18 protein-coding genes are annotated in these 25,193 nt (G+C 69.4%); 12 read left to right on the top strand and 6 right to left on the bottom strand.

The features are described from left to right. Window positions 1–135: 135 nt before the first annotated feature. Window positions 136–909 (bottom strand): bifunctional demethylmenaquinone methyltransferase/2-methoxy-6-polyprenyl-1,4-benzoquinol methylase UbiE, encoded by a 774-nt coding sequence (gene ubiE, locus ACYBYQ_RS02295; RefSeq protein ID WP_459616781.1) that lies wholly within the window; start codon window positions 907–909, stop codon window positions 136–138. Window positions 910–1,052: 143 nt separating this feature from the next. Between ubiE and phoB the strand changes: the two genes are divergently transcribed. The 3 genes from phoB to serA all read left to right on the top strand — a co-directional run bounded on the left by phoB (window position 1,053) and on the right by serA (window position 4,443). Continuing rightward, window positions 1,053–1,751, top strand: a complete 699-nt coding sequence (phoB, locus tag ACYBYQ_RS02290; protein ID WP_459616780.1) for a phosphate regulon transcriptional regulator PhoB — start codon at window positions 1,053–1,055, stop codon at window positions 1,749–1,751. Window positions 1,752–1,788: 37 nt separating this feature from the next. Continuing rightward, the gene (gene phoR, locus ACYBYQ_RS02285; protein WP_459616779.1) at window positions 1,789–3,090 is read left to right on the top strand and encodes a phosphate regulon sensor histidine kinase PhoR; all 1,302 of its coding nucleotides are present in this window, start codon (window positions 1,789–1,791) and stop codon (window positions 3,088–3,090) included. A 153-nt stretch (window positions 3,091–3,243) separates the two neighbouring features. Continuing rightward, window positions 3,244–4,443 (top strand): phosphoglycerate dehydrogenase, encoded by a 1,200-nt coding sequence (gene serA, locus ACYBYQ_RS02280; RefSeq protein ID WP_459616778.1) that lies wholly within the window; start codon window positions 3,244–3,246, stop codon window positions 4,441–4,443. A gap of 12 nt (window positions 4,444–4,455) precedes the next feature. On the opposite strand, the gene ACYBYQ_RS02275 is transcribed toward serA, so the two are convergent. Then, window positions 4,456–5,325, bottom strand: a complete 870-nt coding sequence (locus tag ACYBYQ_RS02275) for a LysR family transcriptional regulator (RefSeq protein ID WP_459618684.1) — start codon at window positions 5,323–5,325, stop codon at window positions 4,456–4,458. A 115-nt stretch (window positions 5,326–5,440) separates the two neighbouring features. Here ACYBYQ_RS02275 and ACYBYQ_RS02270 point away from each other — a divergent pair, with 115 nt between their 5' ends. From ACYBYQ_RS02270 to ACYBYQ_RS02255, 4 genes are read left to right on the top strand one after another with little or no spacing between them, the layout of a single operon-like run. Continuing rightward, window positions 5,441–5,872 carry a VOC family protein gene (locus ACYBYQ_RS02270; RefSeq protein WP_459616777.1) on the top strand — a complete coding sequence of 144 codons (432 nt, stop codon included), beginning with the start codon at window positions 5,441–5,443 and terminating at the stop codon, window positions 5,870–5,872. A 16-nt stretch (window positions 5,873–5,888) separates the two neighbouring features. Further along, on the top strand, window positions 5,889–6,623 hold the full coding sequence (gene pxpB, locus ACYBYQ_RS02265) for a 5-oxoprolinase subunit PxpB (RefSeq protein ID WP_459616776.1): 735 nt from the start codon (window positions 5,889–5,891) through the stop codon (window positions 6,621–6,623). After that, window positions 6,620–7,648, top strand: coding sequence for a 5-oxoprolinase subunit C family protein (locus tag ACYBYQ_RS02260; protein ID WP_459616775.1), 1,029 nt, complete (start codon window positions 6,620–6,622; stop codon window positions 7,646–7,648). Before pxpB ends, ACYBYQ_RS02260 begins: the two co-directional genes overlap by 4 nt. Continuing rightward, complete coding sequence (locus tag ACYBYQ_RS02255; protein WP_459616774.1) at window positions 7,645–8,403, top strand: LamB/YcsF family protein; 759 nt, start codon at window positions 7,645–7,647, stop codon at window positions 8,401–8,403. The genes ACYBYQ_RS02260 and ACYBYQ_RS02255 overlap by 4 nt, the downstream gene beginning before the upstream one ends. A gap of 59 nt (window positions 8,404–8,462) precedes the next feature. On the opposite strand, the gene ACYBYQ_RS02250 is transcribed toward ACYBYQ_RS02255, so the two are convergent. From ACYBYQ_RS02250 to ACYBYQ_RS02235, 4 genes are all read right to left on the bottom strand, one after another. After that, window positions 8,463–10,925: a mechanosensitive ion channel domain-containing protein gene (locus tag ACYBYQ_RS02250; protein WP_459616773.1), complete on the bottom strand. Its 2,463-nt coding sequence runs from the start codon at window positions 10,923–10,925 to the stop codon at window positions 8,463–8,465. A gap of 232 nt (window positions 10,926–11,157) precedes the next feature. Continuing rightward, window positions 11,158–12,555: a group II intron reverse transcriptase/maturase gene (gene ltrA, locus ACYBYQ_RS02245; RefSeq protein WP_459614337.1), complete on the bottom strand. Its 1,398-nt coding sequence runs from the start codon at window positions 12,553–12,555 to the stop codon at window positions 11,158–11,160. Window positions 12,556–13,067: 512 nt separating this feature from the next. Then, entirely contained in the window at window positions 13,068–17,027 is a 3,960-nt protein-coding gene (locus ACYBYQ_RS02240) for a DUF3683 domain-containing protein (RefSeq protein WP_459616772.1), read from the bottom strand. A gap of 159 nt (window positions 17,028–17,186) precedes the next feature. Continuing rightward, entirely contained in the window at window positions 17,187–17,729 is a 543-nt protein-coding gene (locus tag ACYBYQ_RS02235) for a YqaA family protein (protein ID WP_459616771.1), read from the bottom strand. A gap of 170 nt (window positions 17,730–17,899) precedes the next feature. Between ACYBYQ_RS02235 and ACYBYQ_RS02230 the strand changes: the two genes are divergently transcribed. From ACYBYQ_RS02230 to ACYBYQ_RS02210, 5 genes are all read left to right on the top strand, one after another. Then, a complete protein-coding gene (locus ACYBYQ_RS02230; RefSeq protein ID WP_459616770.1) occupies window positions 17,900–19,888 on the top strand; it encodes a TonB-dependent receptor domain-containing protein in 1,989 nt (662 codons plus the stop codon). Window positions 19,889–19,971: 83 nt separating this feature from the next. Beyond that, window positions 19,972–21,480, top strand: coding sequence for a threonine ammonia-lyase, biosynthetic (gene ilvA, locus ACYBYQ_RS02225; protein WP_459616769.1), 1,509 nt, complete (start codon window positions 19,972–19,974; stop codon window positions 21,478–21,480). A 10-nt stretch (window positions 21,481–21,490) separates the two neighbouring features. After that, the gene (locus ACYBYQ_RS02220) at window positions 21,491–22,753 is read left to right on the top strand and encodes a rhomboid family intramembrane serine protease (protein ID WP_459616768.1); all 1,263 of its coding nucleotides are present in this window, start codon (window positions 21,491–21,493) and stop codon (window positions 22,751–22,753) included. Between the two features lie 66 nt (window positions 22,754–22,819). Continuing rightward, window positions 22,820–23,710: a LysR family transcriptional regulator gene (locus ACYBYQ_RS02215; RefSeq protein ID WP_459616767.1), complete on the top strand. Its 891-nt coding sequence runs from the start codon at window positions 22,820–22,822 to the stop codon at window positions 23,708–23,710. A gap of 138 nt (window positions 23,711–23,848) precedes the next feature. Then, entirely contained in the window at window positions 23,849–25,168 is a 1,320-nt protein-coding gene (locus ACYBYQ_RS02210; protein ID WP_459616766.1) for an aspartate aminotransferase family protein, read from the top strand. The last annotated feature ends 25 nt before the right edge of the window (window positions 25,169–25,193 follow it).

Genomic DNA, 25,193 nt, shown 5'->3' with positions numbered 1-25,193 from the left:
GCCACCTCCCCCGCAGGAGGCACCCGGGGGAAGACCCGCCCGGGCAGCGCCACGTTCCTTACAGAAAACTGAATGATGGAAGAATAACGGACAAGCCGTCCGGCCACAAGTTCCCGGGGGACGGATGGGGAGACTTCAGCCCAGGCGCACGCCTTCGTGGAGCGCCGCCACGCCGGCCGTCAGGTTGAAGTACTGCACGCGCTCCAGTCCGGCGTCGCGCAGCATGCCCGCCAGCGTCTCCTGGTCGGGGTGCATGCGGATGGATTCGGCCAGGTAGCGGTAGCTGGCCTCGTCCTTGGCCACGCGCTTGCCCAGCCACGGCAGCACGTTGAACGAATACCAGTCGTAGACGGGCGCCAGCGGCGGCGCCACGCGCGAGAATTCCAGCACCAGCAGCTTGCCGCCGGGCTTGAGCACGCGCGCCATCTCGGCCAGCGCGCGGTCTTTGTGCGTCATGTTGCGCAGGCCGAACGCCACGCTGACGCGGTCGAAGTATCCGGACGGGAAAGGCAGCCGCTCCGCGTCACACACCGCGGTGGGCAGCAGCAGCCCGTCGTCGGTGAGGCGGTCGCGCCCGACGCGCAGCATGGAGTCGTTGATGTCCGTCAGCCACACTTCGCCGGTGGGCCCGGCGCGCCGCGCGAAGGCGCGCGCGAGGTCGCCGGTGCCGCCGGCGATGTCGAGCACCTTCATGCCCGGCCGCACCGCTGCGCGGCCCACCGTGAACGCCTTCCAGATCCGGTGCAGGCCGCCGGACATCAGGTCGTTCATGACGTCGTAGCGCGACGCCACCGAATGGAACACTTCGGCGACCTTGTGGGCCTTTTCTTTCTCAGGAACGGATTGGAACCCGAAGTGAGTGGTTTCTTCCGGGCCGGCGCCGCCGGCGGGAGGATGAGGAGTCTGCATGATGGTGGATCCCGTGCTTTCGCCCAATGGTAGCCCATCGCAGGCCCCGGCGAGGCGGCGCACGTCACATACCCGTAATATTGTGGCCATACTATCGCAATGTTCGCGCCGCTCCGGCGCTCGTTGTTGCCCCACCTTCGCCCATGTCCAGCACCATACTCGTCGTCGAAGACGAACCCGCCATCCAGGAACTGATAGCCGTCAACCTGTCGTTCGCTGGCCACAAGGTTCTGCGGGCCTTCGATGCGGAGCAGGCCCAGACCCTGATCCGCGCCGAGCTCCCCGACCTGATCCTGCTCGACTGGATGCTGCCCGGCATCTCGGGCCTGTCGCTGGCGCGCAAGCTGCGCGAGGACGAGCGCACGCGCGCCGTGCCGGTCATCATGCTCACCGCCAAAGGAGCGGAACAGGACAAGGTCGACGGGCTGGAAGCCGGCGCCGACGACTACATCACCAAGCCCTTCTCCCCCAAGGAGCTCATGGCCCGCATCAAGGCCGTGCTGCGCCGCCGCGCGCCCCAGCTCACCGACGACATCATCGATGTGGCGGGCCTGAAGCTGGACCCGGTCACGCACCGGCTGTCGGGCAACGCCCAGCCGCTGCAGATCGGCCCCACCGAGTTCCGCCTGCTGCACTTCTTCATGACGCATCCCGAGCGGGTCTTCTCGCGCTCGCAATTGCTCGACCAGGTGTGGGGCGACCACGTGTTCGTCGAGGAACGCACCGTGGACGTGCACATCCGCCGCCTGCGCAAGGCGCTCGAGCCGAGCGGCCATGACGTCCACGTCGAGACGGTGCGCGGCAGCGGCTATCGCTTCACTGCCCAGGTTCCCGCGCGCTGATGCCCATACCGACCCGACACAGACAAACAAGGCCCTGATGATCTGGCTGCGTACGTTGTTGCTGACCGCCCTCTGGGCGGTCGTGGCGCTGGTTGTCCACCTGATTGCCGGCTCGCCCGCCGGCTGGGCGGTTTACGCGGCCGCACTGACCTGCATGCTGCTGTGGCGCAGCTGGCGCCTGCAGCGCGTCTCGCACTGGGCCCGCAACCCCGAGACCGCGCCGCCCGTCTCGGTGGGGCCATGGGACGACATCCTGGCGCCGCTGTACCGCTACACCCGCGCCCGGGCGCGCGAGCTGGAGGAAATGCGCGAGGCCATGCAGGGCATGCTGGCCGCCGCCCAGGCGCTGCCCGACGGCGTGGTCACGCTCAACCAGGAATTCCAGATCGACTGGTGCAACCGCGTGGCGCGGCGCCACCTGGGGCTGCGCCTGCCGGCCGACCGCGGCCACAATCTGCTGAACCTGCTGCGCTCGCCCGAATTCGTGGCCTATGCCCACCGCGAGGATTGGCCCGAACCCATCCTGGTGCGGCTGTCCAGCAACGGCCAGGAACGGGTGATGATGATCCAGCTGGCGGCCTACGCCACCAACCAGCGGCTGCTGATCTCCCGCGACGTCACCCAGATCGAGAAACTGGAAACCACCCGTCGCGACTTCGTGGCCAACGTGTCGCACGAACTGCGCACGCCGCTGACCGTGCTGTCGGGATTTCTCGAGACCTTGCGCGACATGCCTGCCGATGCGCTGCCGGAAGCGCAGCGCCACCAGTACGTCAACCTCATGCACGAGCAGGCCCAGCGCATGCAGGCCATCGTCGAAGACCTGCTCACGCTGTCCACGCTGGAGTCGTCCCCCGGCACCGAACCCGTGGCGGTCGACATGGCGCAGCTGCTGCGCAAGGCGCGCCAGCAGATCGAGGCCCTGTCGGGGGGGCGCCACAGCTTCGAATGGCACATCGACGAAAGCCTGGACGTGCTGGGCAGCGGCACCGAACTGGCCTCGGCCCTCTCCAACCTGCTCACCAATGCCGTGCGCTACACGCCCGACGGCGGGCGCATCACCGTGCGCTGGGAAGCCGACGCCGAGGGCGCGGCCCGCTACAGCGTGCAGGACACCGGAATCGGCATCCCGGCGCGCCACATCCCGCGCCTGACCGAGCGCTTCTACCGCGTCGACCGCGGCCGCTCGCGGGCGGTGGGCGGCACGGGCCTGGGGCTGGCCATCACCAAGCACATCGCCATGCGCCACGAGGCCGAGCTGCTGATCGAGAGCGAGCCCGGGCACGGCAGCACCTTCTCGCTGCGCTTTCCCGCCGAACGCGTGCAGCCGGCGGCCTGACGCGGACCGGCCGGGCCGCGGCCCGGCATGCAGCGCCGCCTGCCCCGGGGCCCGTCCCGAGTCGCCACACCGGCGCCGTGGGCTCTCGGACCGGCATGCCGGATCTGCGCCACAATAAGGCATTGCGCGCATACTCCGAGGCACTCCGCAGTCATGTCCCAGATCGTCCTGTTCGAGAACATCCATCCCAGCGCCCGCGAGGTCTTCCACGCGGCGGGCTACACCGACATCGCGACGTACGCCGCCGCCCTGCCCCCTGCCGAGCTGCGCGCCGCGCTGCGCGGCGCCGAAGTCGTGGGCATCCGATCCCGCACGCACCTCGACGCCGCGTTGTTCTCCGCCAATCCCGACGTGCGCGTGGTGGGCTGCTTCTGCATCGGCACGAACCAGGTCGACCTGGACGCCGCCATGCAGCGCGGCGTGCCCGTGTTCAACGCGCCCTTCTCCAACACGCGCTCGGTGGCCGAGCTGGTGCTGGCCGAGGCCATCCTGCTGCTGCGGCGCATTCCCGAGAAGAACGTGCGCGTGCACCAGGGCCATTGGGACAAGACGGCCTCCGGCGCCTTCGAGGCCCGCGGCAAGACCCTCGGCGTCATCGGCTACGGCAACATCGGCTCGCAGATCGGCACGCTGGCCGAGGCGGTGGGCATGCGCGTGGTGTTCTTCGACGTGGAAGCCAAGCTGCCGCTGGGCAATGCCCGCGCCGCCGCCTCCCTCGACGAACTGCTGGCACAGGCCGACGTGGTCACGCTGCACGTGCCCGGCGGCAAGGCCACCGAGAACATCATGAACGCCGACACCATCGGCCGCATGCGGCGCGGCGCCATCCTGATCAACGCTTCGCGCGGCACGGTGGTCGACATCGCGGCGCTGCACGCGGCGCTGCAGTCGGGGCACCTGGCGGGCGCGGCGCTAGACGTCTTCCCCAGCGAGCCCAAGAGCGTGGACGAAGCGCTCAACAGCCCGCTGATCGGCATGCCCAACGTGATCCTCACCCCGCACATCGGCGGCAGCACGCAGGAGTCGCAGGAGAACATCGGCCGCGAAGTGGCCGAGAAGCTGGTGCGCTTCCTGCAGGCCGGCACCACCAAGACGGCGGTGAACTTCCCCGAGCTGGCCTACCAGGAACCGGTGGGCACGGCGCGCATCCTGCATGTGCACCGCAACGCCCCGGGCGCACTCGGGGCACTCGACAACCTCATGGCGGAGCACGGGCTGAACATCCTCAGCCAGAGCCTGCAGACGCGCGGCGCCATCGGCTACGTGATCACCGACGTGGACGGCACGGTGGACGACCACGTGATGGCCGCCCTGCGCGCCCATCCCATCACGGTGCGCTGCGAGCGCCTGTAGCGCGCAGGCCCGTCAGGCGGGCTCCAGCCCTGCCGCGTGCGCCAGGCATCGCGCCAGCTCGGACGCCAGCGGCTGGCGGGCGGGCTGCCGGGCCACGATGCCGATCTCCCGGTGGGGCGCCGTCTCGCCCAGGTCCAGCAGCCGCAGCCCGCGCGTGTCCAGGCGCGCCGTGTGCGGCAGCAGCGCCACGCCCAGGCCATGGCGCACCAGGCTGGCGATGGCATCGATCTCGTCCAGTTCCACCGCCTCCTGCACCGTGAGCCGCTGCTTGCGGAGAAAGCCATCGACCAGGCGGCCGCCGAAGGAAGCGCGGTCGTAGCGCACGAAAGGCTGGCTGGAGAGAAGCTCGCGCCAGGGCGCCTGCGGCAGCGCGCGCGGCACCGCCAGCACCATGCGTTCGCGCAGCAGCTGCTGCCAGTGCAGTTCCGGCGGCAGCGCGTAGGGCGGCCGGATCAGCACGGCCAGGTCGACCTCCCCCGCATCGACCTGGCCCAGCAAGGCGAGCGACACGCCCGGCACGATGCGCACCCGCACGTCGGGATACGCCACGCGGAATTTCGCCAGGGCCCGGGCCAGGAGGTCCTGCTGCGCGGAGGCGATGGCGCCCACGCGCAGCAGGCCGCTGACCCGGCCCGCTCCCCCCATGTGCGCCATGCGCTCGGCCATGGCAACCAGTTCCTCGGCCTGCGGCAGCACCTCGCGGCCGTGTGCATTGAGCACGGCCGACTTGGCGGTGCGGTCGAACAGCGGCGCCCCCAGGTACTCTTCCAGCCGGCGGATCTGCGCACTGACGGCCGACTGGGTAAGGCCCAGCCGCCGGCCGGCACCGGTGAAGGTGCCATCGCGCGCCACGGCGATGAAGGTCTTGAATTCGCGTATCACCACAAAAAATATCGATGGTCAGAATCGAAAAATATCGTTTTCCAATCAAAAAAACAATCCATACACTAATACCCGCTGCAGCTTTGCTGTAATTTTTCTTTCCACGGAGCACCACATGACCGCGCAAGCCACCCTGCCCCCGTTCCACCTCGCCTTCCCGGTCCGCGACCTGGCCGAGGCGCGCCGCTTCTACGGCGAACTGCTGGGCTGTCCCGAAGGGCGCAGCTCGGATGAATGGGTGGATTTCAACTTCTACGGCCACCAGATCGTGGCCCACCTCTCGCCCGACGAGTGCGGCCACAAGGCCACCAGCGCCGTCGATTCGCACAACGTGCCGGTGCGCCACTTCGGCGCAGTGCTGTCCATGGAACAATGGGAAGAACTGTCCAGGAAGCTCACCGACGCCGGCACCGAGTTCGTGATCGAACCCTACATCCGCTTCAAGGGCCAGGTCGGCGAACAGGCCACCATGTTCTTCCTCGATCCGTCGGGCAACGCCCTGGAATTCAAGGCGTTCAAGAACATGGATTCGCTGTTCGCCAAGTAAGCCCGCCGCTGCCACCTTGACCGAAACCGCCCCGCCCGCATCCCGCGACTCCACAGAACCGGCCTGGCAGCTCCAGCCCCAGGGCGACCGCTGCCTGCTGGTGCGCTTCGGCGACACGCTGGACGCGGACATCGGGCGGCGCTGCCTGGCTGCCGCCCGCATGCTGCGCGAGGCCGGCCTGCCGGGCGCCACCGACATCGTGGCCTCGTATGCCGCCGTGGCGGTGCACTACCGGCCCGGCGGCCAGGACGCAACCCTGCCCGCGCTGGCCGGGCGCATACGCGCCGTGCTGGCGCAGGGCATCGTCGCCGAAGAAGCAGGCGGCCGCGAGATCGAGATCCCGGTCTGCTATGGCGGCGCGCACGGCCCCGACCTGCCCGAGGTGGCGGCCGCTGCGGGCCTCGCCCCGCAGGACGTGGTCGCCCTGCACACGCAACCCGGCGCCATGGTATTCATGCTGGGCTTCGCGCCGGGGCACGCCTACATCGGCGTGCACGACGAGCGGCTCGGCATAGGGCGGCGCGACACACCGCGCACCGCGGTGCCTGCCGGATCGGTGGCCGTGGCCAATCGCCAGACCGTCATCTATCCGGGCGTGCTGCCCGGCGGCTGGAACATCATCGGGGCCACGCCGCTGGTGCTGTTCGATCCGCAGCGCCAGCCCGCCGCCCTGCTCGCCCCCGGAGACCGCGTCCGCTTCGTTCCCATCGACGCGCAGACCTTCGAACGGCTGCGCGCCTGCCCGCCATGATCACCGTTCTCAAGCCGGGCCTGCTGTCCACCTTCCAGGACGAAGGACGCATCGGGTGGCAGCACCTGGGCGTGCCCGTGGCCGGCGCCATGGACGCGCGCGCCCACCGCCTTGCCAGCCTGATGGTGGGCAACCCGGCCACGCGGGCCAGCCTGGAGATCACCATGGCCGGCCCCGTGCTGCGCTTCGATGCGCCCGCCTGCGTGGCCATTGCCGGCGCGGATCTCGGCGCCACCCTGAACGGCGCGCCGCTGCCGCTGCTGCGTCCCTGCGTGGCGCGCAGCGGCGACATCCTGGCGTTCCCTTCGCGCCCGCCCGCCGGGCGCGGCGTGCGCACCTACCTGGCGGTGCACGGCGGCTATGCGCTCACGCCGGTGATGGGCAGCGAGAGCACCTATCTGCGCAGCGGCTTCGGCGGCCTGCACGGGCGCGCGCTCGCCAAGGGCGACGCCGTGGGCCTGCGCCGGCCGCTGGCCGACGCGCCGGCGCGCCTCGATGCCCTGCAGGCGGCGCTGGACGCGCTGCAACTCTACCTCCCTGCCACGCTGGTGCAGCAGCCGCGCGCCGCCCTGCGGCTGCTGCCCGGCGTGCACTGGGACGCCTTCGGCCCCGAGGCGCAGCAGCGGCTGTTCGAAGCCGGATTCCGCATCGCGGCCCAGTCCGACCGCATGGGCTACCGCCTGTCGGGCCCCGCGCTGGCGCTGCGCACGCCGCGCCAGATGCTGTCGGAAGCCGTGAGCTTCGGCACCGTGCAGGTGCCGGCAGACGGCCAGCCCATCGTGCTGATGGCCGACCGCCAGACCACCGGCGGCTATCCCAAGATCGCGCAGGTCGCCAGCGTCGACCTCCCCCTGCTGGCGCAGTATGCTCCCGGAGATGCGCTGCGCTTCACCCGCGCCACGCTCGACGAGGCGCAGCGCCTGGACGCCGCGCGCGAACGCGCGTATCTCGATCTCGAAGCCGCCCTGCAGCCGCTGCGCGCGCAGCTGGACGCGGCCTGTGACCTTCCTGGAATCCCGGCATGAACACTACCCTGGACCTCAACTGCGACATGGGCGAGAGCTACGGCGCCTGGAAGATGGGCGACGACGAGGCCGTGCTGGAGTACGTCAGCTCGGCCAACATCGCCTGCGGCTTCCATGGCGGCGACCCCTCCACCATGCGCAAGACCGTGGCCGCCGCCCTGGCGCGGGGGGTTGCGCTCGGCGCACACCCCGGCCTGCCCGACCTGGCCGGCTTCGGCCGCCGCGTCATGCAGATCTCGCCGCAGGAAGCCTACGACATCGTGGTGTACCAGGTCGGCGCCCTGGCCGGCGTGGCCGCATCGCAGGGCGCGCGGCTGCATCACGTGAAGGCCCACGGCGCCTTCTACAACATGGCGGCCCAGGATGCCGGGCTGGCGCGCGCCATCTGCCAGGCAGTGCGCGACGTGGACAGCGACCTGGTGCTGTACGGCCTGGCCGGCAGCAGGCTGGTGGAAGCGGCGGAGGCCGTCGGCCTGCGGGCCGCCCATGAAGTCTTTGCCGACCGCACCTACCAGGACGACGGCAGCCTCACCCCGCGCGGCCGGCCCGACGCCATGATCACCGACCTGCAGGCCTCCGTGGCCCAGGTGCTGGCCATGGTGCGCGACGGCTACGTGCGCGCCACCAGCGGCAGGCAGGTCGGGCTGCGCGCCGATACGCTCTGCATCCATGGCGACCAGCCCGGCGCCGTGGCGTTCGCGCAGGGCATCCGCCAGGCGCTGGCCGAAGCCGGCATCGCCGTGCGCACGGTCTGAACGCAGCCCGCGCCCGGCCTGCCGCCGGGCGGCTCCGCCGCTGCGCGGCGGGCGGAAACTCAGGCCTGGCGCGGGTCGATGGGGTCGCCGTTCTCGTCGACCACGCGTTCCAGCTCGTTGCCCATCACGTCGGGCGAACCGCCGCCCGACTCGCTGCCCAGCTTGCGGCGCGTGTGGCCCGCGGCGTTGGCATGGTCGCCCTCATCCGGCCGGCCCGGCTGCACCACCACGTTGGCCGCGGGCGCGAAGCCGCGCTTGTCCTGGCCGAAGTAGACCACGGTATGCGGATACGGCAGCTCGATGCCCGCGGCCTCGAAGTGCTTCTTGACCAGGCGGTTATAGGCGCGCTGCACCGCCCACTGCATCCCCGGGGCGGTCTTGATCAGGACACGGATGGTGACGCCCTTCTCGTTGATCGCCGTCACGCCGGGGATGCTGATGTCTTCCAGCACTTCGGGGGCGAGCAGTTCGTCGCGCATCAGCTCCTCGAAGGCGCGCCGCAGGTGCTCGATGGCCTCGTCCACGCTTTCACGGTGCGCGATGGTGTATTCGCCCAGGTGATAGGAGAAGTCCCGCATGTGGTTGGAGACCACGTCCACCGAGGAAAACGGGATCAGGTGATACCCGCCGTCCAGGGTGCGCACGCCCACCGAACGGATGGTGAGCTTCTCCACGGTGCCGAACACGCCTGCCACCTGCACCACGTCGTTCTGGTTCATGCCGTTCTCGAGCTGGATGAAGACGCCGGTGATGATGTCCTGCACGAGTTTCTGCGCGCCGAAGCCGATGGCCAGGCCCACCACGCCCGCTCCGGCGATGAGCGGCGCGATGTCAATGCCGATCTGCGACAGCACGATCAATACCGTCAGCGTGGCGATGACGATCATCGCGGCATTGCGGAACAGGGACAGCAGCGTCTTCTCGCGCGCGCTGGGCGCCCCGCTGCCTTCGCCCAGGTTCAGGCGATGCTCGATGATGCTGGCGATCACGGTCCAGACCAGGGCCGCGATGAACAGCACGATGGCCACGTTGACCACCACGCGGATCACGGCCGTGCCCGCATCGGACGTGATCCATGCAGACAGGTCGAAGGCATGCCAGGCATCCAGGACGAGCAGCGCCATCACCAGGCGCACCAGGATCTGCACGCCGCGGATGGCGGCCGGGACATAGGCATTCAGCCGTGCCTCGAGCATCGGCAGGCGCCGGCGCAGGTCTTCGGAAACGCGTACCCGCCGCGCCAGGCTCGCAGACAGCAGGTGATTCAGCGCCATGCCCAGCGCCAGCACCGCCAGCGTGACCACGGTGGCCCGCGCCATGAACGGCAGGGCGCCATCGGGATCGACCTGGCTGACCGCCAGCAGCACGGTGAAGTAGCCGATGGCCAGCCAGTGCCAGACGCGCGCCAGCAGCCGGAAGCGCGAACCGAGGAAACCGGCGGCCGCATGGGCTTCCAGGCGCTGGCGGATCGCCAGCCGGTTGCGCCAGATGCCGCCCAGGGCATAGACGTACACCGCCAGCATGATGAGCAGCGTGGCCAGGCGGCCCAGCGCCGGCGCCGTCACGATGGAAACCAGCGGCTCGGCCACCAGCAGGCCGTAGCCCGTGAGCGTGGCGATGCGCGACAGCCAGCCATTCCAGTACACGGCCACGCCGTCGTCCATCGCGAACAGGCGCAGGTGGGGATAGCGCGTGGCGAACACTCCGCGGATCAGCGCCTTGGCGGCCTCGACGGCCACGAAGGCGTTGACGAACAGCAATTGCAGCGTGTCGATGCTGCCGCGCGGACGCACTCCATACAGGCCCACCGCATAGCCGACGATGGCGGCCAGCGCGACCAGCGCCAGGTCGATCAGCAGCGCGGCCACGATGGCGCCGGCGCGCCGCAGCCAGCCGTGCGCCGGCAGCGGAACCGCCACCGGCCCCCTGGCCCTGGCGGCGCCCGGCGCAGGCCGGGGTGCGGGTGGCCGTGCGGCCCATGCATCCAGCCGCGCATAGGCGCGCGTCGCCAGCAGGCGCAGCAGCCAGAAAGCCGCCACGGTGGCCAGCACCACGCCCGCCAGGCCCAGCAGCGCAGCCACCGTGCGCTGCGGGTCCAGGCCGCCCAGGCCACGGCCGGCGAACAGGTCGAGCAGCGCGTCGGTGGCCTGGCCCAGCTGGTCGGCCAGGTCGGCCAGGAAGACCTGGGTGCCGTCGGCCAGGCGCGCCGCGAGCGACGACACGTCGGCCTGGTCCCGGGCCTGTCCCGCAGGACCGGCCTGCTGCCGCAGCTGTTCGATCAGCGCGTTGCGCGCCTGCGGATCCTCCAGCAGATCCGCCAGGGCGGCCGGCGTCAGGCGCTCCGCGGGCGGGTTTTCGGCGGGTACGGCCGCCGCCCGGGCATGCGGCAAGGCGGCCCATGACATGGCCAGCAGCATGCCCAGGGCGGCCCACCACCGCCACCACGGGACCCGCGGCCGGGACGGCGACGCGAGGCCGCGCACGGTCGAGGTTGCATGGAGGACGGGTATGGAACGGACCACGTAGGCATCTCCTGTTGAGGTAGGGTCGAGGTGGGGAACGGGCGTGCCGGATTGGGGCACGGGGCAGCGGCAAGGCTCCCGCCGGCGGACGCGGGCGCAGCCGCGCCCGCACCCATGATATCGGGCGGCGGCACGGTCCGACAAACGCGCGGCATGCGCACATCGGGTAGGGTGAGGGGTCACCCCCTCAGCCCTCCCACACCACCGTACGTGCGGTTCCGCATACGGCGGTTCAGTTGATACGCTGGAGGCGATCCACGGTATCGCGGATCGAGATCAGCCCCAGCCCCTGGAAGTACGCGTTGGGCAACGCGTGCGTCAGGTGTGAGGCGCCCGCATTCCACCAAGGCCCACGGCCATTGACGCTGGACTTCGCCGCGCGTGCCGGGTCTAGCCCCAGCACGATCATGTGCCGTCTTCGCGTCCGTGGCCGCTTCCATTGCCGCCAGATCAGGCAGCGCAACCGCCGCCTTATCCAGCCGTCCAGTCCCTGCATCCGGCGTCGCTGCAGGCTCAGCCGGAAGTAGTTCGCCCAACCCCTCAGTAGCGGGTTCAGCGTCTGGATCGTGTAACCAACGGACCAACCCCGGCCTTCGCGCACCACCTCCCGCACCCGGCTCATCAATCGCTCGATGCTCTCCGGGGCGATCCGCAGGTGCGCCTGCCCAAGCCGTACGGCCACCCGGTACCCCAGGAACTTGCGTGCCCCCGGCCGGGCCACCGCACTCTTGGCCTCGTTCACGCGCAGCCTCAAGACCCTCTCGAGATAGGCCCTGGTGCTGCGCATCACCCGCTCGCCCGCCCGCTTGCTTGCGACGTAAATGTTGCAGTCGTCCGCATAGCGGCAGAACGCCAGGCCTCGGCGCTCCAGTCTATGGTCCAGATCACTGAGCAGGATGTTCGACAACAGCGGCGAGAGCGGTCCGCCTTGCGGCGTGCCTTCTGTACGCGCCTGCGCCAGCCCATCGGCCATCATCCCCGCTTGCAGCAAGCGGCGAATCAGCTTCAGGACCTCCTTGTCTTGCACCTGCCGCGCCACCCGGGCCATCAGCACGTCGTGGTCCACTCGGTCAAAGAACTTCTCCAAGTCCAGGTCCACCACCCAATGCCGTCCCGCCTGCACATGGGCCTGCGCCTGACGCACCGCGTCCAACGCACTCCTGCCAGGACGGAACCCGAAGCTGCTCGCCGAGAACGTCGGCTCGAAGATCGGTTGCAGCACTTGATGCAACGCCTGCTGGATGAGCCGGTCTACCACGGTCGGCACGCCCAGTGTCCGTACCCCGCCTTGCGGCTTCGGTATGTCCACCCGGCGCACCGCCCGCGGCATATACGTCCCCGCCAGCAGCGCCGCCCTTACGCTGGGCCAGTGCGCCTTCAGCCAGCCGCCAAGGTCTTGCACGGTCATGCCGTCTATGCCGGCCGACCCCTTATTCCCCAGCACTCGCCTGTACGCCTGGCTCATGTTCGAGCGTTCCACGACCCGCCGCATCAGCGAGTCGCCCTCCGATTTCGTTTGCCCGGGTGTCGCTGTGCGGGCCTGCGCACCCCGGCCGCGCTCGGACAGCTTCCGGCCGCCTCCCGCCTCCAAGGCCCCTGTCTCCAGAGCTTCTGCATCCACAGCTCGCATCAAGATCACCCGTCCTACTCTCGGTATCCTCTGTTCGGGCCTTCGGTCATGGTCCTCATCGGCTCGCCGCCTTCGCCATCGACCTACTATGCCCTCGGCTGACTTCTGATCGCGCGTCCCCTCGCCTTGCGGCTTCGGTAGCTGGGCCAGCCCAGCACGCGGTCAGATCTCCCCGGGTATTGCACACCCACCTTCACGCTTATGCCTGTCGGATATACGTCCCAGCGTTCCGGACAAGTATCGGGCTTTGACGAGTTTGGCCGCCTTACCCCGCTGACACGCCTCATCCGCTTCCTGTGCGTCAGGCCAGCGCTTTGCCATCCGGCTTCCTTCAGACTCGCAGTCGCCCGCGAAACCCTTGCCTTCGGCTAACTCTTCCCCTTGTCGGGCGAGTAGAGGACTTCCACCTCCAAGTGGGTGCGCCCTGCCGGGCGCACCAAAAGAAAAGCCGGGCGCCCCTGGGGAGGCCCGGCTAAGGTCCGGCGGGCGCAGCGCCGCTCAGGCGCGCCGCGTCATACCAGCACCCGTTCTATCCCCCCGGCATTGGCGCGCTGCACGTAGTCTTCCATCCAGCTCTCGCCCAGGATATGGCGCGCCATCTCGACCACGATGTAGTCGGCCTCGGCGCCGGTGTCGCCCTGGTAGCGCGACAGCCCCTGCAGGCACGACGGGCAGGAGGTCAGCACCTTGACCTCGCCGCCGAAGCCGTCGGCGCGCAGCGCCGCGCTCCCCTTGTGCAGTTCCTCTTCCTTGCGGAAGCGGACCTGGGTGGAGATGTCGGGGCGCGTGACGGCCAGCGTGCCGGATTCGCCGCAGCAGCGCTCGGTCTTGACCGCGCCGTCGCCCACCAGCGAACGCACCGTCTTCATGGGATCCTGCAGCTTCATGGGCGTGTGGCAGGGATCGTGGTACATGTAGCGCACGCCCTGCACGCCGTCGAGCTTGATGCCCTTCTCGAGCAGGTACTCGTGGATGTCGATCAGCCGGCAGCCCGGGAAGATCTTGTCGAACTCGTAGCCGGCCAGCTGGTCGTAGCAGGTGCCGCAGCTCACCACCACCGTCTTGATGTCGAGGTAGTTGAGCGTGTTGGCCACGCGATGGAACAGCACGCGGTTGTCGGTGATGATCTGCTCGGCCTTGTCGTTCATGCCGTTGCCGCGTTGCGGATAACCGCAGCACAGGTAGCCCGGCGGCAGCACCGTCTGCACGCCGGCATGCCACAGCATGGCCTGGGTGGCCAGGCCCACCTGCGAGAACAGGCGCTCCGAGCCGCAACCCGGGAAGTAGAACACCGCTTCCGTGTCGGCCGTGGTGGCCCTGGGATCGCGGATGATGGGCACGTAGTTCGCGTCCTCGATGTCCAGCAGCTTGCGCGCAGTCTGCTTGGGCAGGCCGCCGGGCATCTTCTTGTTGACGAAGTGCACCACCTGCTCGCGCAGCGGCGCCTTGCCCGCCGTGGCGGGGGGGTGCGCGGTCTGCTTGCGCACCAGCCCGCCCAGCAGGTCGTGGGCGGCGCGCTGCACCTTGTAGCCCACGCCCACCATGGCCTTGCGGGTGGCGTTGATGGTGGCGGGATCCTTGGCGTTGAGGAAGAACATGGCCGCGGCCGTGCCCGGGTTGAACGACTTGCGGCCCATGCGGCGCAGCAGCGCCCGCATGTTCATGGAGACGTCGCCGAAGTCGATGTCCACCGGACAGGGGTTGTAGCACTTGTGGCACACCGTGCAGTGGTCGGCCACGTCCTCGAACTCTTCCCAGTGCTTCAGGCTCACGCCGCGCCGGGTCTGCTCTTCGTACAGGAAGGCCTCGACCAGCAGCGAGGTGGCCAGGATCTTGTTGCGCGGCGAATACAGCAGGTTGGCGCGCGGCACATGGGTGGCGCACACCGGCTTGCACTTGCCGCAGCGCAGGCAGTCCTTCACCGACGCGGAGATGGCGCCGATGTCGCTCTGCTGCATGATGAGCGACTCGTGGCCCATCAGGTTGAAGCTGGGCGTCCAGGCATGGCGCAGGTCGGCGCCCGGCATGAGCTTGCCGGCGTTGAAGTGGCCGTTGGGGTCGATACGGCGCTTGTATTCCTGGAAGGGCGCCAGCTCGGCCTCGGTGAGGAACTCGTACTTGGTGAGGCCGATGCCGTGCTCGCCCGAGATCACGCCGTCGAGGTCGCGGGCGATCTGCATGATGCGCTCGACGGCCTGGTTGGCCTCGCGCAGCATCTCGTAGTCGTCGGAGTTGACCGGGATGTTGGTGTGCACGTTGCCGTCTCCGGCATGCATGTGCAGGGCCACGAACACGCGGCTCTTGAGCACGCGGGCGTGGATCGCGCGCAGCTCGTCGAGCACGTGCTTGCAATCGGCCCCGGCATAGAGGCTCTGCAGCACGGCCAGCACTTCGGTCTTCCAGGACACCCGCACGGTGCGGTCCTGCACGACGTCGAACACCCTGGCCTGCGGCTGCGCGGCCAGGCGCTGGGCCAGCGCCGGCTGCAGGTGGGCCATGCCCAGGCGCGGCAACTCTGCCATGGCGTCGGCCAGGGGCAGGTCGAGATTGTCGAGCAGCCACTGCCAGCGCTGGCGCGTGGCGTCGATCAGCTCCACGGCCTGGCGGGTGCGGTCGGCCAGCACCTCGGCCCGGGTGATCTCGGCATCCTCGGCGTCTTCGGCCTTGCCGGCGGGCAGGGGCTCGACCAGGTAGGCGTCCAGGGCATCCAGCAGCCGCAGCTTGTTGCGCGTGGACAGCTCGATGTTGATGCGTTCGATGTGGTCGGTGTACTCGCCCATGCGGTCGAGCGGGATGACGACGTCTTCGTTGATCTTGAAGGCGTTGGTGTGGCGCGCGATGGCAGCGGTGCGCGAGCGGTCGGCCCAGAACTTCTTGCGGGCCTCGGCGCTCACGGCCACGAAGCCCTCGCCATGGCGCGTATTGGCCAGCCGCACGACTTCGCTGGCCGCGGCAGCCACGGCGTCTTCGTCGTCGCCGACGATGTCGCCGATGAGCACCATCTTGGGCAGCACGCCGCGCTTGCTCTTGGTGGCATAGCCCACCGCGCGCAGATAACGTTCGTCGAGGTGCTCCAGGCCGGCCAGGATGGCGCCGCGCGCCCTGCCCTCGCCGTCCAGGTAGGCCTTGACCTCCACGATGGACGGAATGGCATCGCGGGCCTGCCCGAAGAATTCCATGCACACCGTACGGGTATGGCGCGGCATGCGGTGCAGCACCCAGCGGGCCGAGGTGATGAGGCCGTCGCAGCCTTCCTTCTGCACGCCGGGCAGGCCGGCCAGGAACTTGTCGGTGACGTCCTTGCCCAGCCCTTCCTTGCGGAACCGGCGCCCCGCTATCTCGAGGGTTTCGCTGCGCAGCGGCCGCTCGCCCGGCTTGCCGGCGCCGTCGGACCACGTGAGCTCGAAACGCGCGACGTCGACGTCATGGATCTTGCCCATGTTGTGGTCCAGGCGCGTCACCTCCAGCCAGTTGCCGTCGGGGTCCACCATGCGCCACCAGGCCAGGTTGTCGAGCGCGGTGCCCCACAGCACGGCCTTCTTGCCGCCGGCGTTCATGGCGATGTTGCCGCCCACACAGGACGCCTCGGCGGAAGTGGGGTCCACGGCGAATACGAAGCCTGCACGCTCGGCGGCCTCGGCCACCCGCTTGGTGACCACGCCGGCGCCGGCCAGGATGGTGGCCACGGGCTCCTGGAGCCCGGGCAGGACCACGGATTCCACCTGGCCCAGCAGGTCGAACTTCTCGGTGTTGATGACGGCCGAGCGCCAGGTCAGCGGGATGGCGCCGCCGGTGTAGCCGGTGCCGCCGCCGCGCGGCACGATGGTGAGGCCCAGCTCGATACAGGCGCGCACCAGGCCCGCGATCTCGTCCTCGCGGTCGGGCGTGAGCACGACGAAGGGGTACTCGACGCGCCAATCGGTGGCGTCGGTGACGTGCGACACGCGCGACAGGCCGTCGAACTTGATGTTGTCCTGGGCGGTGATGCGCCCCAGCACGCGCTGCACCCTGCGGCGCAGCTGGGCGGTTTCGTCGAATTGCTGCTCGAACGCCGCCACCGCGGCGCGGGCCCGCGCCAGCAGTTCCACCACCTTGGCGTCGCGCTGCGGATCATGGCCCGGCTCGACCGAAGCCGGCTCGCGGCGCTTGTCGATCTCGCCCAGCCTGTGGTTCAGGGCTTCGATGAGCAGCCGGCGACGCTTGGGATTGTCGAGCAGGTCGTCCTGCAGGTAGGGGTTGCGGCGCACCACCCAGATGTCGCCCAGCACCTCGTAGAGCATGCGTGCGGAGCGCCCGGTGCGGCGTTCGCCGCGCAGGCTGCAGAGCAGTTGCCAGGCATCGTCTCCCAGCAGCCTTCCGACGATCTCGCGATCGGAGAACGAGGTGTAGTTGTAGGGGATTTCGCGCAGGCGCGCGCCGGGAGCGGGCGGTATCGCCGCGGAAAGGATTTGGCTGGCGAGGGGGGCGTTCATGGAGGCAGCAGTGTGAGCCCTTAAAGAATTATTTTAAGACATTACCGGCGGGCGCCGCGAACCGGTGAGATACGCAGCTTTAAGCAGCATGAAAGGTGTCGATTGGCTGCAGTTCGCGGCATGAAACCCGATGGCGGGCGCAGGACGGCCCGGCGTGGATCAGCCCACCCGGTCCGCGGCCCACAACAGGGCCGCGGTCATGCCGGCGTAGCGCAGGAACTTGCCCACCGCCATGTAGGCCACGCAAGGCCAGAACGACAGGCGCAGCCAGCCCGCCACGGCGCACAGGGGGTCGCCCACCGCGGGCAGCCATGACAGCAGCAGCGCCGCGGGCCCCATCCGGTGCAGCCAGTCGCGCGCCCGCTGGTTCCAGCGGCCGCCGAAGCGCTCGCGCCAGCCCTCTTGCGCTGCGTGCTGCGCCGACCCGTGCTTTTCGCGCCAGCGCTCCACCGCCCGCTGCGCCGCCCGCCCCATCGCGTAGCTGATCGCGCCGCCCGCAGTATTGCCCACGGTGGCCACCAGCACGGCCGGCCAGAACATGTCCGGCGCGAGCTTCACATAGCCGAACACCGCCGGCTCCGACCCCATGGGCAGCAGCGTGGCCGAAACGAGGCTGACCAGGAAGATCGCCGGCAGCCCGACGCCGGGGAGGGAAAGCGTGGCCAGCAGCCAAGCGATGGCGGTGTGCAGGGAGGATTCCATGGCGCGGCAAGTGTAGCTGCCCGGGCCGGCGGCCGGTTTGCATGACACACGGGTTGACATGATATTGAGAATTGTTATCCTTCATATCCTGACTTATTTCTGAATATTCCATGACCGCAAGCTGACGGCGGTCACCGCCTGCCCTGTTCCAACCTCAACCTGGAGTCCGCATGCATTCCCCCCTTGCCGCCGCGCGGCAGCGCGCGCCCCTCGGCCCGCTGCCCAAGACCCTGACGGCTGCCGTCCTGACTGCCCTGGCTGCCGGCGCCTCGGCCCAGACCGTCTCATCCGGCGACGTCACCGAATTCGACAGCGTGGTGGTCACGGCCAGCGGCTTCGAGCAGAATGTCGTCGACGCGCCGGCGTCCATCAGCGTCATTCCGCGCGAAAAGCTGGAACAGGGAACGTACCGCGACCTGAATGACGCGCTGCGCGACGTGCCCGGCGTCATCATCACGCCCAACGGCGACAACAACGGCCGCGGGGACATCAGCATCCGGGGCATGGGCGCGCAATACACCCTGATCCTCGTCGACGGCAAGCGCACCGGCACCCGGGAGACCCAGACCAACGGCAGCACGGGCACCGACCAGAGCTGGATGCCGCCGCTGGAGGCCATCGAACGCATCGAGGTGGTGCGCGGCCCCATGTCCTCGCTGTACGGCTCCGACGCCATGGGCGGCGTGGTCAATATCATCACCCGCAAGGTCGCCACCGAATGGACCGGCGCGGCCCGGGTGGAAAGCACCATCCAGCAGCATTCGCGCTCGGGCGATGCCTACCAGGGCAATGTGTACCTCAGCGGCCCCATCAAGCAGGACCTCCTGGGCCTGAGCGTCTACGGCAACTACGGCCACCGCGACGAAGACGACATCCTCGAGGGCTACAACAAGGCCAAGAACTCCAGCGGCACGGTCAAGCTCTCGCTCACGCCCACCAAGGACCACGACATCGTGGCCGAGGCCGAGACCGGCAAGCAGGTGTTCGAATCGCGCGTGGGCAAGACGCTGGCCGAAGGCGAGGAAGATTCCTACCGCGATTTCGAGCGCGAGCGCTACGCGCTGTCGCACAGCGGCCGCTGGACGCCCCGCCTGCTCAGCGACACCTATGTGCAGCGCGAGACCACCCGGAACATCTCGCGCGACATGAAGATCGAGAACACGGTCGCCAACACCTCCTTCACCTACGCCTTCGACCGCCATACCGCCGTGGCCGGGGCCTACTACGAAGAGAACAAGCTCGACGACTCGACGACCAACACCATCTCCGACCTGTCGACCGCCGACCGCTGGCAGTACGCCTTCTTCATGGAAGACGAATGGCGCCTGACCGACCGCTTCGCCTTGACCGGCGGCCTGCGCTACGACAAGGTGAAGAAGGCGGGAGATCACTGGTCGCCGCGCGTCTACGGCGTCTACCACCTCACCGACAACTGGACGCTGAAGGGCGGCGTGTCCACCGGTTTCCGTGCCCCCAACATCCGCCAGACCATCACCGACTGGGGCGCGACCAGCCGCGGCGGCGACATGTACGGCAACCCCGACCTCAAGCCCGAGAAGTCGCTCACCAAGGAGATCGGCGTCGTCTATAACGGCAACACCGGCCTGCAGGCCAGCCTGGTGCTCTTCGACAACGACTTCAAGGACAAGATCACGCGCGTGCCCTGCCCCGAGTGCGGCCCCCCGAACCGCTTCGGCAGCACGCCCACCACCTATGTGAACGTGGACGAGGCCGTGACCCGGGGGGTGGAAGCCAGCCTCAGCACGCCGCTGTCGGAAACGCTGATGGTCAACGCCTCGTACACCTACACCTATTCCAAGCAGAAGACGGGCGAGTACGCCGGCCTGCCCCTGAACAAGCTGCCCAAGCACCTGTTCAACCTGGGCCTGGACTGGGACGCCACGTCGCAGGTGAAGGCGTGGGCCCGCCTGCAGTTCCGCGGCGAGGAAAGCGAGCCCACCGGCGGCCGTTCGGCGTCGACCATCGTGTCTCCCTCGACCACCTTCCTGGACCTGGGCGGCTCCTACAAGTTCAACAGGAAGGTGACCATGCACGCCGGCATCTACAACGTGTTCGACAAGACCGTCGTCGACTACGACGAATACGGCTTCGTGGAAGACGGCCGCCGCCTCTGGCTCGCCATGGACGTCAAGTTCTGACGGCGGCGCCCGGCAACGCTGTGGTACTCTCGAACCCCCGCGCCGCACAGAGCGGCGGCGGGGGTTTTCATTGCCCGCAGCCCATGTCCACCGACTATCTCAAACGCATCCTGACGTCCAAGGTCTACGACGTCGCCATCGAATCCCCGCTCGAAGCCGCCCCCCTGCTCTCGCAGCGAATTTCGAACACGGTACTGCTCAAGCGCGAGGATGCCCAGGCGGTGTTCAGCTTCAAGCTGCGGGGCGCCTACAACAAGATGGCGAACCTGCCGCCGGCAGCGCTGGCGCGCGGGGTGATTGCCGCCTCGGCCGGCAACCATGCCCAGGGCGTGGCGCTGGCCGCCAGCCGCCTGGGCTGCCGCGCGGTCATCGTCATGCCCACCACCAGCCCGCAGGTCAAGATCGACGCGGTGCGCCGCCTCGGCGGCGAGGTCGTGCTGGCCGGCGAGAGCTTCACCGATGCCTACGCGCACTCGCAGAAGCTGCAGAAGGAACAGAAGCTGACCTTCGTGCACCCGTTCGACGATCCCGACGTGATCGCCGGGCAGGGCACGGTCGGCATGGAGATCCTGCGCCAGCATCCCGGCCCCATCGAGGCCGTGTTCGTGGCCATCGGCGGCGGCGGCCTGATCGCCGGCGTGGCCACCTACATCAAGCAGCTGCGCCCCGAGATCCGGATCATCGGCGTGCAGACCGAGGATTCCGACGCCATGGTGCGCAGCGTGCGTGCCGGCCGCCGCGTGCAGCTCAACGACGTGGGGCTCTTCTCCGACGGCACGGCGGTCAAGCTGGTGGGCGCCGAGACCTTCAAGCTCACCCGCAAATACGTCGACGATTTCGTGGTGGTCAACACCGACGCCATCAGCGCGGCCATCAAGGACGTCTTCCAGGACACGCGCAGCGTGCTGGAACCGGCGGGTGCGCTGGCCCTGGCCGGCGCCAAGCAGTACGCGGCCGACCGCAGGCTCAAGGGCAAGACGCTGGTCGCCATCACCAGCGGCGCCAACATGAACTTCGACCGCCTGCGCTTCGTCTCCGAACGCGCCGAGGTGGGCGAGATGCGCGAGGCGGTGTTCGCCGTGAGCATGCCCGAGCAGCGCGGCAGCTTCCGCCGCTTCTGCCGGCTGGTGGGCGATCGCAGCGTCACCGAATTCAACTACCGCATTTCCGACGCCGACCGGGCGCACGTGTTCGTGGGCCTGCAGGTCTCGTCGCCGGCCGAGCCCGACCGGATCGCCGCCAATTTCCGCCGCCACGGCTTCGACACGCTGGACCTCACCCACGACGAAATGGCCAAGACCCACCTGCGCCACATGGTGGGCGGCCGCTCGGCCCTGGCGCGCGACGAGCGGCTCTACCGCTTCGAGTTCCCGGAGCGCCCCGGCGCGCTGATGCGCTTTCTCGAGGCCATGAGCCCCGACTGGAACATCAGCCTGTTCCATTACCGCAACCAGGGCGCCGATTACGGCCGCATCCTGGTCGGCATCCAGGTGCCCGCGGCCGACAAGAAGCAGTTCCGCACCTTCCTCACGGAAATCGGCTATCCCCACTGGAACGAGACCGACAACCCGGCCTACAAGCTGTTCCTCTGAACTGCGCGCCATGCCCGCTTCCCCGCTGCGCCGCCATCCGCTGACGCTGCTGCTCATCCTGGCCAACGTCGGGATGTACGGGGCGGCCGGCCTGCTCGACACGCGGGCCTTCGAGTCGGGCGATACCTCGTTCCTCATCGACTGGGGCGCCAACGTGGCGCCGCTGACGCTGGGCGGCGAGCCGTGGCGGCTGCTCTCCAGCATGTTCCTGCACATAGGCCTGCCGCACCTCGCCATGAACATGCTGGCGCTGTGGACCCTCGGCCGCGTGCTGGAGCCGCGGCTGGGCAGCCTGCGGCTCGGCACGGTCTACCTGCTGTCCGGGCTGGCCGGCAGCCTGGCGAGCGCCGTGTGGTATCGCGACGACCTGCTGGTGAGCTGCGGCGCCTCGGGCGCCATACTGGGCCTCTTCGGCGCGGCGCTGGTGCAGGCGCTGGCCCGCAGCGGCCCGGCGCCGCTGCCGCTGCGGGACCTGCTCGTGAGCCTGGCCCTCACCTTCGGCGCCGGCGCGCTGTTCTCGCTGGACAACGCCGCGCACCTGGGAGGCCTGGCCGCCGGCGCACTGGTGGCGGCCCTGGCCTGCCTGGGCCGGAACGCCCGGGGGGCGCTGCGCCATGCCGGCGCGGCCCTGGGCGTGGCCGCCTGCGCAGCCATGCTGCTGGCGGCCTACCGGCACTACGCCACGCCGGCGCTGCACCGCCAGATGGCCGCAGCGCAGCTCATCGTCACCTACAACCATATCGGCCTCGGGCGCCCCGAGGGCGCCCCTGCCGGCGTGGTGGCCCTGGAAGACTGCATCGCCGCCGTCCTGTCCCGGCCCGGCGACGCCGCCGCCAGGCTGGCCGGATTGCAACGGCGCTGCGCCTCTGCGCAGCAGGATGCCGACGCGGTACGACGCATCGAGCGGCGGGCGGCACGGGAATTCGCGCGCTGCCAGGCGCTGGCCGCGCGCCTTGCCGCGCTGCATGCCGATCCGGCCGCCCGCCAGGCCATGCAGACCGTGGGGCGCTACTGCGCCACGCACGCCGGCCTGTACCGGGCCATCCTGGGCGAGCCGCCTGCCGGATTCGACCTGGAGCAGGCCGCGCAATCCTGGGCCGCGCACCAGCAGCTGATGGCGGCCCTGAACGCGCCGGCCCATGCGCCGCCCGGCCTGGCCGCCCAGGCCGAGGCGATGCGGCGCATCCTGGCCGAAGCCACCCCGGCCGCCCTGGGAGTCGCGGCCGAGACGGGCTGCCCCGGCGGGCGCTGCGCACGGTTCCGCGAACCGTGAACCGCCGCCCGAACCCCGCAACACCGCACCGGAATATCATCGGGTCTTTCCCGACGCCTGCCCCACATGGACATCCAGCTCAACGACATCGCCCTCTTCGTTGAAGTCGCCAAGCACAGGAGCTTCAGCCACGCGGCCGAGGCGCTGGGCATCCCCACGTCGACCCTGTCGCGGCGCGTCAGCGAACTCGAGCGCACCGTGGGCGTCTCCCTGCTCACCCGCAGCACCCGGCGCATCGACCTCACCGAGGCCGGCGCCGTGTATTTCGAGCGCTGCCGCCACATCGTGGAAGAGGCACGCGTGGCGCACGAGCAGCTGCTCGACATGGCGGCCCAGCCCCGCGGCCGGCTGCGCATTTCCGTGCCCACCAGCCTGGCCCAGCTGCTCCTGCCCGAGATCATCAACGACTTCCGCGCGCAGTACCCGGACATCGCCTGCGACCTGGATCTCAGCATGCGGCCGATCGACCCCATCAGCAATCCGTACGACGTGGTGCTGCGTTTCGGCCGGCAGCCCGACTCCAGCCTGATATCGCGCCAGATCGTGCTGATGAGCCAGCACCTGTACGCCTCGCCCGCCTACCTGGAACGCTACGGCGAACCCCGCACGCCGGCCGATCTCACCCACCACGAATGCCTGCGCACGGCCATGAGCGAGCTGATGTCGTACTGGGTGCTGCACTCGGGCGACAAGGTCGAACGGGTGCGGGTCTCCGGCCGCCTGGCGGCCAACAACATCGGCATGATGGGGCGCCTGGCCGCGCGCGGGCTGGGCATAACGCCCCTGCTGGTATTCGACGCGATGGAGCGCGCGGTGCAGCGCAGCGGCCTGGTGCGGGTGCTGCCCGAATGGACGCTGACCCCCGTGCCGCTGTTCGCACTGCTGCCTTCGCGCATGGTGCCTGCCAAGACCCGGGCTTTCCTGGACTTCATCCAGCCCAGGCTGGGCGAGCCCTGACCGGCACGGCCCTGGCCCGCACGCCACGCCCAACTGGCCCTACCCGCCCCCGGCATGCCTGGCGATATAGTTGCGGCACTCCCGGCGTGCGGCGGGCTCCGCCCGCAACGCGCGCCAGACATCACGCCGAGGCAAACCATGACCCCTACTTCCCCGCTCACCAACGACCAGGTCCGCGCACTCGAGACCGAACTGGTCATGCAGTCCTGGTCGGCCCAGGGCGGCCTGAAGCCCCTGGCCATCGCGGGCGGCTCGGGCTGCACGCTGTGGGACTACGACGGCAACCGCTACCTGGACTTCAGCTCGCAGCTCATCAATACCAACATCGGCCACCAGCATCCCAAGGTGGTCAAGGCCATCCAGGAACAGGCCGGCACGCTGTGCACCCTGGCGCCGGCCAATGCCACGGCCGTGCGCGTCGAGGCTGCCCGGCGCATCCTGGCACGCGCGCCGCGGGGCTTTGCCAAAGTGTTTTTCACCAATGCCGGGGCCGATGCCAACGAGAACGCCATGCGCATGGCGCGGCAGTACACCGGCCGCGACAAGATCCTGTCGGCATACCGCTCCTACCACGGCAATACCGGCGGCGCCATCGTCGCCACCGGCGACCCGCGCCGCGTGCCCAATGAATATGCGCGCGGCCACGTGCATTTCTTCAATCCCTACCTGTACCGCAGCGAATTTCACGCCACCGACGAGACCGCCGAATGCCAGCGCGCGCTGCAGCACCTGCGCCGCGTCATCGAGGCCGAAGGGCCGGGCAGCATCGCCGCCATCCTGCTGGAGACCATCCCCGGTACGGCCGGGGTCCTGGTGCCGCCGCCCGGCTACCTGAGCGGGGTGCGCGCCCTGGCCGACGAATTCGGCATCCTGCTGATCCTCGACGAGGTCATGGTGGGCTTCGGCCGCACCGGCGCCTGGCTGGCGCTGGACCACTTCGACGTGGTGCCCGACCTGATCGTGTTCGCCAAGGGCGTGAACTCGGGCTACGTGCCGGCGGGCGGAGTGATGGTTTCGGAGAAGGTCGCCGAATACTTCCGCGACCGCGTCTTTCCGGGCGGGCTCACCTATTCGGGCCACCCGCTGGCCATGGCATCCATCGTCGCCACGCTGGAGGCCATGGAAGAGGAAGACATGGTCGGCAATGCGCGCCGCATCGGCCAGGAAGCGCTCGGGCCGGGCGTGCGCGAGCTGGCCGGCCGCCACCCCATCATCGGCGATGCGCGCGGCCTGGGCGTGTTCTGGGCGCTGGAGTTCGTGTCGGACCCGGTGCAGCGCACGCCGCTGCCCGCGGCGCGGGTGGCGCAACTCAAGGCAGAGGCGCTGCGCCGTGGCCTGATCGTGTTCGCCGTGGAGAACCGCTTCCACCTCGCCCCGCCCTGCCCGGTCTCGGCCGAACAGGTGGCGCAGGGCCTGGCCATCCTGGACGAGGTGCTGTCCGAGCACGGCCGCCTGTGAACCACCGCGCGGGCTCGGGCCCGCG

The organism is Bordetella sp. 2513F2 (assembly GCF_054642735.1).
This window is presented reverse-complemented; position numbering and strand designations above follow the sequence as displayed.